Below are 9,549 nucleotides of genomic sequence, written 5' to 3' on the forward strand. Positions count from 1 at the left end.
GGGCCGTTCAGGGGGTGTCGTGCCGGTCCTGGGCCGCGGCGAGGCGGTGCTGGAGGGGGCCGGTCGCCGTCCGCAGCTCCTGGTAGGCGGCGTAGCGGTCGTCGAAGAGTTCCCTGGTGGCGTCGGACGGGGTGAGGACCTGGGCCGGCCGGTTCCAGCGGGCGCCGGGCGGGACGGCGCCGATGGCGAGCGCGGCGAACTTGGCGTCGCCGTAGCTCGCCCCGCAGCGCTCGTGCGGATACTCCTGCGCGACACCGGTGACGTCGGAGACGATCTGCGGCCACAGGGGGTCGGTGGTGCCGCCGCCCACGGCGACGACGCGGCCGGGGGTGAAGCCGGCATCGGCGAAGGCGTCGAAGTGGTGCCGCACGGCCAGCGCGGTGGATTCGAGCAGCGCGCGGTAGACGTCGCCGCGGGTGTGACGCAGGGTCAGGCCGGCGATGATGCCGCGGGCCTGCGGATCGGCGACGGGGGTGCGCTCGCCGGCGAAGTACGGCAGCGCGAGCAGCCCGTCGGCGCCCGGGGGAGAGGCGGCGGCCTCGGTGGTGAGCTGCGGGAACGCGGTGCCGCCCGTGAGGTCGCTGAACCACTGCGTGATGCTGCCCGAGCTGGCCATGCCGGCCGCCAGCGTGTGCTGGCCCGGGTGGTTGCCCGCGGTCGACCACAGGGCGGGCGAGCGCACCGGCGTGGGGGTGACACCCACGAAGAACATGGTCGAGCCGTACATCAGCATCAGGTCACCGGGCTCCCGGACGTCGACGCTCTCCGCCTCGGCCCAGGCGTCGATGGTGCCGACCGCGACGGGCGTGCCCGCGGCGAGTCCGGTCTCGGCCGCCGCGCCGGCTGTCACACGGCCGGCGATGTCGGCGGGCCAGGCCAGCTCGGGAAGTGCCAGGCCCGGGGCCACGGCCTGCGCCCACGGCTCGTACCAGGCGCGGGCCGCGAGGTCGTAGAGCGGCGCGTACTGGCTCGCCGTGTGGTGGTCGATGACGTAGGCGCCGGTCAGCCGGTGCGTGAGGTAGGAGTGGGCGGTGAAGACCTTGGCGGTCGCCGCCCAGACCCGGGGCTCGTGGTGGCGCAGCCAGGCCAGCTTCGGGCCCGCCGACTGGGAGCTGAGCCGCGATCCGCAGCGCGCGAGCACCGCGTCCCGGCCGCCGAGTTCCCGCTCGATCCGCTCGGCGATGGGCACCGCCCGGGTGTCCACGCCGTAGAGGAGGGCGGGGCGCAGCGGGCGTCCTTCGGCGTCGGCCGGCAGCACGCAGGGGCCGAGGCCGCTGACGCAGACCGCGCGGATCAGCTCAGGGCGCGACGGCAGCAACTCCCGGATCAGCGCGTGGACATCGGCCCACCAGACCCCATCGGCGTCGTGCTCGGCCCAGCCGGGGCGGGGCAGCGACGTGGGGTGCTCGCGCCGGGCCTGCCGGACGATGCCGCCGTCCGGTGTGCACAGCACCGCTTTGGTGCTGGCCGTACCGATGTCGATGCCCAGCACGTAGGAGGGCGCTTCGGCGGTGGACGGCGTCACGGCGGGTCTCCTGGCGTTGCGGGGCTGACCGGCGGCGCGGTGGTGGCGTTGCGGTCGGACGGCATGCCCATTGTGGCGGTGGCGCGCGGCGGGGTCGGGGGTGGGGCCTCGCGGTGCGCCGCCGGGCCGATGAGGGCGGCGCTCCGGTAGGGGGCCGCCCGTCGGGTACGCCCTTGTGGGGCCGTCCGGTGCGCCCGCGCCGGATCCGGGGCGTCCGGCGCATCGCCGGGCCTTCCGCTTCCCGGAGCCGCCCGCGTGTGCCGACGCGGTGGCTCCCGGTGCCTTCGTCCCCGTGTCCGGCCGGGATGCCGGACCGTCAGGGGAGCAGACGCAGGTAGGGCGGTGCGGGGGGTGGGGGAGGGGTGTTCTCCTCGGGTTCCTGTTGCTGTTCTTGCTGTGGTGCCTGTTCGGGTTCCTGTCCGGGTTGCGGCTCTTCGCCGTCGGGTATGGGGTGGCCTTGGAGTGCGGCCAGGGCGCGTTCCAAGGATTCTTTCGTGATCTGCATCCGGATTCTGGCCAGCCGTTCCAATTCGCTTTGCGACACGGTGTCAGCGTAAGGGCGCCGCGTCACGCTGTCCCTGATCAGGCGCAATTCGGCGGGCGCTACGGGAGGTTGGGTATTCTCCGGACACGCCGGGGCAACTGCCTGTGAGGGGGTGTGCGCGGTGCGTGGATTTCCGGGGGCGACGAGCCGATGGCGGGCGGTATGCGGAACTCCCCTCACCGCAAAGGGTGTTCGGTTGTGGAGAGCCGTCGGGGAGCGGGGGAATTCTGCTTGGCTGGTTGCGGATCCGTCCGCCCGCGCCCTCCACGACGCGGTGCGCGCCGCACGCGACCGGCTGCCCCGCACTCCCACCCGCTCGGCGGGCCACGTCCACCTCGGCACCTGAACGCAGCGTTCCGCGCCCCCGGAACACGTCCCCTCCGGGCCGTCCCGCGAATAGGACGCCAACCGACCTATACGGAGGGCACCTTCAGAGGCGACGGATGCCGGGCGCACCCCGCGCACCGCATCCCCCGTTCCACTCTCCGCCGCACGAAGGACACCACAGCGATGACGACCACCGGCACACCCGCGAGCGCACCCACCGGCACCCTGCTGGGCACCGGCTTCTGGGCCCCCGACGGCAAGGCACTCGCGGACTTCTACGCCGCCGCCCTGGGCTGGGAGACCCGGCAGGAATTCCCCGACGAGCACGGCAACACGGCCGCCCGCCTGATCAGCGACGGCACCCAGTCCCTGGTCTTCTACACCGCCCGCGACTTCAAGGCCCCCGACTGGCCCCGGGACGAACTCCCCTTCCACGTCGACCTCGCCTTCGACGACGCGCAGGCCGCCGAAGAGCGGCTGCTCGCCCTCGGCGCCACCAAGCCCGCCCACCAGCCGGGCCAGGGCCGGTGGACCGTCCTGCTCGACCCCGCGGGCCAGCCGTTCTGCGTCAGCGCGGGCCACGCGGGCTGAACCGCGGCGCCCACCGGTACGGACCGGCGGATGAAGCTGATCTGTTGCGGGGCTTAAGAAATGATCGATGGACGGGGAAGGCGCCCGCGCGGCAGATTGATCTCCGCCCGGCGTGATCGTCCGCAGCCGCTCCCGGCTCGGCGCCTCGCGGGCTTTCCCCGCCCGGCCCTTGCTCCCGCAGCGCCCGGGTTCGCTTCCGTAGGGAGTCTCATCCGTGAAAGCGCTGGTGAAGGACAAGGCGGAGCCCGGCCTGTGGCTGCGGGACGTACCGGAGCCCACCGTCGGCCCAGGTGACGTGCTGATCAAGGTCCTGCGGACGGGTATCTGCGGCACCGATCTGCACATCAGGTCCTGGGACGGCTGGGCCCAACAGGCCGTCGCCGCGCCGCTGGTGGTCGGGCACGAGTTCGTCGGCGAGGTCGTCGGGACCGGCCGGGACGTCGTCGACATCACGCCGGGCGACCGGGTCAGCGGCGAGGGCCACCTGGTGTGCGGCAAGTGCCGCAACTGCCTGGCGGGGCGGCGCCACCTGTGCCGCGCCACGGTGGGCCTCGGCGTCGGCAGGGACGGCGCGTTCGCCGAATACCTCGCGGTGCCCGCGTCCAACGTGTGGGTCCACCGTGCCCCCGTGGACCTCGACGTCGCCGCGATCTTCGACCCGTTCGGCAACGCCGTGCACACCGCGCTGTCCTTCCCGCTCGTCGGCGAGGACGTGCTGATCACCGGCGCAGGACCGATCGGCCTGATGGCCGCGGCGGTGGCCCGGCACGCCGGCGCCCGCAACGTCGTCATCACGGACGTCAGCGAGGAACGCCTCGACCTGGCACGCAAGATCGGATGCAGCCTCGCGCTCAACGTCGCGGACGCGACGATCGCCGAAGGCCAGCGCGCACTCGGACTGCGCGAGGGCTTCGACGTCGGCCTGGAGATGTCAGGACGCCCCGAGGCGATGCGCGACATGCTCGCCAACATGACGCACGGCGGCCGGATCGCGATGCTCGGACTGCCCGCCGGGGAGTTCCCGGTCGACTGGTCCCGGATCGTCACCTCCATGATCACGATCAAGGGCATCTACGGCCGCGAGATGTTCGAGACCTGGTACGCGATGTCGGTGCTGCTCGAAGGCGGCCTCGACCTCGCGCCCGTGATCACCGGACGCTACGGCTACCGCGACTTCGACGCGGCGTTCGACGACGCCGCGAGCGGCCGTGGCGGCAAGGTCATCCTCGACTGGGCCGCCTGACCCGCCCGTACCGATTTCCCGCCCGCCCTCCTGACACCAAAGGACCCGGACATGTTCGACTCCGTACGCGACGGCCTGCGCGCCGACCTCGACGAGATCCGCACCGCGGGACTGCACAAGCCCGAACGCGTCATCGACACCCCGCAGTCCGCGACCGTCAACGTCACCGCGGGCGGCCGGCCGGGCGAGGTCCTCAACTTCTGCGCCAACAACTACCTCGGCCTCGCCGATCACCCCGACGTCATCGCGGCGGCCCACGAGGCCCTGGACCGCTGGGGCTACGGCATGGCATCCGTACGCTTCATCTGCGGCACGCAGGAGGTGCACAAGGAACTGGAACGCCGCCTGGCGGCCTTCCTCGGCCAGGAGGACACCATCCTCTACTCCTCCTGCTTCGACGCCAACGGCGGCGTCTTCGAGACGCTGCTCGGCCCCGACGACGCGGTCATCTCCGACGCCCTCAACCACGCGTCGATCATCGACGGCATCCGCCTGTCCAAGGCCCGCCGCTTCCGCTACGCCAACCGCGATCTGGCGGACCTGGAAAAGCAGTTGAAGGAAGCCGCCACGGCCCGCCGCCGCATCGTCGTCACCGACGGCGTCTTCTCCATGGACGGCCACGTGGCACCCTTGCGGGAGATCTGCGACCTGGCCGACCGCTACGACGCCATGGTCATGGTGGACGACTCGCACGCCACCGGCTGCGTCGGCCCCGGTGGCCGCGGCACCCCCGAACTGCACGGCGTCATGGACCGCATCGACATCCTCACCGGAACCCTCGGCAAGGCACTCGGCGGCGCATCGGGCGGATACGTCGCCGCCCGCGCCGAGATCGTCGCCCTGCTGCGCCAGCGCTCCCGCCCCTACCTCTTCTCCAACAGCCTCGCCCCGGTGATCGCCGCCGCCTCGCTCAAGGTCCTCGACCTCCTGGAGACCGCGGACGACCTGCGCGACCGGCTCGCCGCCAACACCGCGCTCTTCCGCTCCCGGATGACGGCCGAGGGCTTCGACATCCTGCCCGGCGACCACGCCATCGCCCCCGTCATGATCGGCGACGCGGCCGAGGCCGGACGGATGGCGGAACTGCTCCTGGAACGCGGTGTGTACGCGATCGGCTTCTCCTACCCCGTGGTGCCGCACGGCCAGGCCCGCATCCGCGTCCAGCTGTCCGCCGCGCACTCCCCGCAGGACGTCGAGCGCGCGGTGGCCGCCTTCGTCGACGCCAGGGCGGCCCTGGCAGAATGACGACGTGATCGACGCTCGGCGGCTGCGCACCCTCCAGGCGGTGGCGGACCACCGCACCGTGACGGCCGCCGCAGCCGCCCTCTACCTCACGCCGTCCGCCGTCTCCCAGCAGATCGCCGCGCTGGAGCAGGAGACCGGACACAAGGTCCTGGCCCGCGACAACCGCGGCGCGCGGCTGACAGCGGTCGGCGAGATCCTGCTCCGGCACGCCGGGGCCGTCATCGCCGAACTGGAGCGCGCCGAGGCCGAGGTGGCGGCGTACACGTCGGGCGCGGCGGGCGAGGTCACCGTCGCGGCCTTCGCCACCGGGATCTCCGTGGTGCTGGCCCCGGCGATCACCGCACTCGGCGAGACGTCGCCCGGCATCCGGGTCCGGGTCCGTGACGTCGAGGGGGACGAGAGCCTGCCCATGGTGCTCGACGGCCGCGCCGACATCGCCGTGGCCGTCGAGTACCGCGGCGCGCCGAGCGCGGGCGACCGGCGGCTGGTGCGCGTGCCGCTCTACGCCGAGCCGTTCGACGCCGTCCTGCCCCGCAGGCACCGGCTGGCCGGGGCCGGCGCCGTCCCGGTGGCCGCGCTCGCCGACGACCTGTGGATCGGCCCGTACCCGGGCAACCCGTGCCACGACGTGATGGTCCTCGCCTGCGAATACGCCGGATTCCGGCCCCGGTTGGCGCACTCGTCCGACGATTTCCGAGCCGTCGTCACGCTCGCCGCCGCGGGCGCGGGCGTGGCCCTCGTGCCCCGTTCCGCGCTGCGCGACATGGACCTGTCGCAGGTGGCGGTGCGGCCGGTCGACGGTGTGGTGGCGACCCGCCGGGTCTTCGCGGCCGTCCGGTGCGGAGCCGAGGAACACCCGCTGTTCCGGCCCGTCCTGGAGGCGCTCGGCGCCGCCGCCGGGAAGGTGCCGCCGGGTGACCCGGTGACCGCCTAGCAGCCCACGGGTCACCCCGGAGCCGGCTCAGCCGATCGGCTCGGGCATCGGCACTACGTCGTAGGCCAGCTCGATGACCCGCCCGGTGGCCGGGTCGCCCAGTTCCACGCGCCAGCGGCCCGCGAACTGGTCGACGCCTTCGCGCATCGGGATCGTCCCGGAGATGAGCACCGTGCCGGGCTCCAGTTCGCCGCGCTCGCGCAGCGCGTCGGCCCAGTGGCGCGGCGGGAGCAGTTCGCCGGCGGTGCCGTCCTGGATGAGGACCTCGCCGCTCTCGCCGGGCGGGGTCACCCAGGCACGCAGGGTCAGGCTGTCGAGGCGGTCGGCGACGTCGGACAGCCGCCAGGCGGCGCGGGCCAGGACGTCGGGGCCCGCGTTCTTGCTCCAGGCGACGCCGTGCGCCTCCAGGGCGCGGTCGGTGTGGTCGCAGGCCGCCGTCAGCAGCAGGTCACCGGTGGAGTCCACGACGAGGGCCCATTCGGCCTCGCCCGAGGTGCGGGCATGCTGGACGGGAACCGTGCCGGTCTGCTGGGCGAGGTAGGGCGCCACGGGGTACAGAGCGGGGATGGTGGACGGCGCGGGTACGCCGATCTCGGCCAGCTCCGCCACGTGCGCGGCGACGTCCGCCTGGCTGCGGCCCGCGTATCCGGCGTTCAGCAGCCGGGTCACGATCACCTCGCGCTGTGTTCCGTCGGGAAGTTCGAAGATCAGGGCGGCCATGGTTCCTCCAGATCACATCGGTTGCGCGGGAGTGATTCCCCTCGAAAGGTTGCGCATACGACCTGTATACAGCAAGTATGCCGAGGAGCAGCAACGGAGAACGAGGTGGCCCTGACCATGCACAACGAAGAACGCGGGGGAGCGAAGCCCCTCGGAGCGACGGCCGCCCCCGGCCGCGGCGCGATGGTGCGCGCCTTCATCGCCAGCCTGACCGGCACCTCGCTGGAGTGGTACGACTTCGCGGTCTACTCGGCGGCATCGGCGCTTGTCTTCGGGAAGCTCTTCTTCCCGTCACAGGACCCGCTGACCGGCACCCTGCTGGCGTTCTCCACCTACGCCGTCGGCTACCTCTCGCGCCCCCTCGGCGGATTCCTCTTCGGCCGGCTCGGAGACGTCATTGGCCGCAAAAAGGTGCTGGTGGCGACGCTGGTGCTGATCGGGACCGCCACCCTGCTGATCGGGCTGCTGCCCACCCAGGCCGTCATCGGCCCGGCCGCCCCGATCCTGCTGGTCGTGCTCCGCTTCGCGCAGGGCGTCGGCGTCGGCGGCGAATGGGGCGGCGCCGTCCTGCTCACCAGCGAGTACGGCGACGCGCGGCGGCGCGGCTTCTGGGCATCGGCCGCCCAGATCGGCCCGCCGGCCGGAAACCTGATGGCCAACGGCGTGTTGGCCGCACTCGGCGCGCTGCTCACCGAACCGCAGTTCCTCGCCTGGGGCTGGCGGATCGCGTTCCTGCTGTCCGGCGTGCTCGTGGCCTTCGGGCTGTGGATCCGGGTGCGGCTGGAGGAGACGCCGGTCTTCCAGGCGATGGAGGCGAGCGGCGACCGGCCGCAGGCACCGATCCGCGAGGTGTTCACCACCCAGCCGCGTGCCCTGGCAGCCGCCGTCCTGTGCCGCGTCGCACCGGACGTCCTCTACGCGATGTTCACCGTCTTCGTGCTCACCTACGCCACCGAGCAGCTCGGCATGGAACGCGGCAAGGCGCTGACCGCCGTCCTCATCGGCTCGGCGCTGCAAATCGTGCTGATCCCGCTGGCCGGCGCGCTGTCGGACCGCTGGAACCGGCGCCGGATGTACCTCTGGGGCGCCGTCGCCGCCGCCGCGTGGCCCTTCGTGTTCTTCCCGATGGCGGCCGGCGGCTCGTGGCCCCTGCTCGCCGTGGGCGTCCTGGTGGCGCTGGTGATCCACTCGTTCCTCTACGGCCCTCAGGCGGCCTTCGTCGCCGAGCAGTTCGGCCCCCGGCTGCGGTATACCGGCTCTTCCCTGGCGTACACACTGGCCGGGGTGATCGGCGGCGCCGTGGCACCGCTGCTGTTCACCGCGCTGCTGGGCGCGTTCGGGACGTGGCTGCCGCTGGCCCTGTACCTGGCGGCCACCGCTGTGGTCACCATCGTGGGGGTGCTGCTGGGCAGGGAGGCGGACCACGACGAGGATGAGGAGTACACCAGGAACGCCGCCGTACGGGCGGCGGACGCGGCACCGGTGGGCCGCACCTGACCCGGCGGCGCACCCGCCGGTCACACCACCAACGCCCCAGGGCTGAACAGCAGCACGACACGAGAGGAAGCGGAACCGGATATGCGTATCGCACTCTGCCAGATGACTTCGTCGACGGAACCGAAGGAGAATCTCGCGACGGTCCAGGACCACGTGCGCCGCGCGGCACACGACGGCGCGCGCCTCGTGGTCCTGCCGGAGGCGGCCATGGCGTGCTTCGGGATTCCGCTCGCCCCGCTGGCCGAACCGCTGGACGGCCCCTGGGCCGACGGCGTCCGCGAGGTCGCCCGCGAGACCGGCGTCACGGTCGTCGCCGGCATGTTCACGCCCGCCCCCGACGGCCGGGTCGCCAACACCCTGCTGGCGACCGGCCCCGGCGTGGAGGACTCCTACGACAAGATCCACCTGTACGACGCCTTCGGCTTCCGCGAGTCCGACACCGTCGCCGCGGGCGACCGGGTGGTGACCATCGACGTCGACGGGGTCAAGGTCGGCCTGGCCACCTGCTACGACCTGCGGTTCCCCGAACTGTTCCGGGCGCACGCGGACGCCGGGGCCACCGTCAGCGTGCTGCCCGCCTCGTGGGGCGCGGGCCCGGGAAAGCGCGAGCAGTGGGAACTCCTGGTGCGGGCACGGGCGTTGGACGCCACCGTCTGGCTGGCGGCCGTCGGCCAGGCCGCTCCCGGCCCTGACGCGGACCCGGAACAGCCCACGAAGGCACCCACCGGCATCGGCAACAGCATCCTCGCCGCCCCCGACGGCACCGTACGCGTACGCCTCGACACGGCCCCCCGCCTGCACGTCGCCGACATCGACACGGAGGAGACCGAACGCGTCCGCCGGGCCGTCGCGGTGCTGGACAACCGCCGCCTGTAGAGCCTGCGCACAGGGGCGCCCTGCCGGGTCGTACGACCCGGCAGGGC

Annotated in this window: 9 protein-coding genes; 6 read left to right on the forward strand and 3 right to left on the reverse strand. The window is 72.9% G+C overall.

Going from position 1 to position 9,549, the window contains the following annotated elements:
• Positions 1 to 7: 7 nt before the first annotated feature.
• The gene (locus tag ACIBK8_RS23070; protein ID WP_399043675.1) at positions 8 to 1,525 is read right to left on the reverse strand and encodes an FGGY-family carbohydrate kinase; all 1,518 of its coding nucleotides are present in this window, start codon (positions 1,523 to 1,525) and stop codon (positions 8 to 10) included.
• A gap of 316 nt (positions 1,526 to 1,841) precedes the next feature.
• Positions 1,842 to 2,069 (reverse strand): hypothetical protein, encoded by a 228-nt coding sequence (locus ACIBK8_RS23075; protein ID WP_399043676.1) that lies wholly within the window; start codon positions 2,067 to 2,069, stop codon positions 1,842 to 1,844.
• Positions 2,070 to 2,579: 510 nt separating this feature from the next.
• Here ACIBK8_RS23075 and ACIBK8_RS23080 point away from each other — a divergent pair.
• The 4 genes from ACIBK8_RS23080 (at position 2,580) to ACIBK8_RS23095 (ending at position 6,409) form a co-directional block, all read left to right on the forward strand.
• Positions 2,580 to 2,987 carry a VOC family protein gene (locus ACIBK8_RS23080; protein WP_399043677.1) on the forward strand — a complete coding sequence of 136 codons (408 nt, stop codon included), beginning with the start codon at positions 2,580 to 2,582 and terminating at the stop codon, positions 2,985 to 2,987.
• 214 nt (positions 2,988 to 3,201) lie between these two features.
• On the forward strand, positions 3,202 to 4,230 hold the full coding sequence (gene tdh / locus ACIBK8_RS23085; protein WP_393680485.1) for an L-threonine 3-dehydrogenase: 1,029 nt from the start codon (positions 3,202 to 3,204) through the stop codon (positions 4,228 to 4,230).
• 51 nt (positions 4,231 to 4,281) lie between these two features.
• On the forward strand, positions 4,282 to 5,475 hold the full coding sequence (locus ACIBK8_RS23090; RefSeq protein WP_399043678.1) for a glycine C-acetyltransferase: 1,194 nt from the start codon (positions 4,282 to 4,284) through the stop codon (positions 5,473 to 5,475).
• 4 nt (positions 5,476 to 5,479) lie between these two features.
• A complete protein-coding gene (locus ACIBK8_RS23095; RefSeq protein WP_399043679.1) occupies positions 5,480 to 6,409 on the forward strand; it encodes a LysR substrate-binding domain-containing protein in 930 nt (309 codons plus the stop codon).
• Positions 6,410 to 6,436: 27 nt separating this feature from the next.
• Here ACIBK8_RS23095 and ACIBK8_RS23100 read toward each other — a convergent pair whose 3' ends face one another.
• Entirely contained in the window at positions 6,437 to 7,129 is a 693-nt protein-coding gene (locus tag ACIBK8_RS23100) for a DUF2848 domain-containing protein (protein WP_399043680.1), read from the reverse strand.
• Positions 7,130 to 7,312: 183 nt separating this feature from the next.
• On the opposite strand from ACIBK8_RS23100, the gene ACIBK8_RS23105 reads away from it, so the two are divergent.
• The gene (locus tag ACIBK8_RS23105) at positions 7,313 to 8,626 is read left to right on the forward strand and encodes an MFS transporter (protein WP_399043763.1); all 1,314 of its coding nucleotides are present in this window, start codon (positions 7,313 to 7,315) and stop codon (positions 8,624 to 8,626) included.
• A gap of 81 nt (positions 8,627 to 8,707) precedes the next feature.
• Positions 8,708 to 9,502: a carbon-nitrogen hydrolase family protein gene (locus ACIBK8_RS23110; protein ID WP_399043681.1), complete on the forward strand. Its 795-nt coding sequence runs from the start codon at positions 8,708 to 8,710 to the stop codon at positions 9,500 to 9,502.
• Positions 9,503 to 9,549: the final 47 nt, after the last annotated feature.

It is taken from the genome of Streptomyces sp. NPDC050161 (genome assembly GCF_044460025.1).
GTDB lineage: Bacteria > Actinomycetota > Actinomycetes > Streptomycetales > Streptomycetaceae > Streptomyces.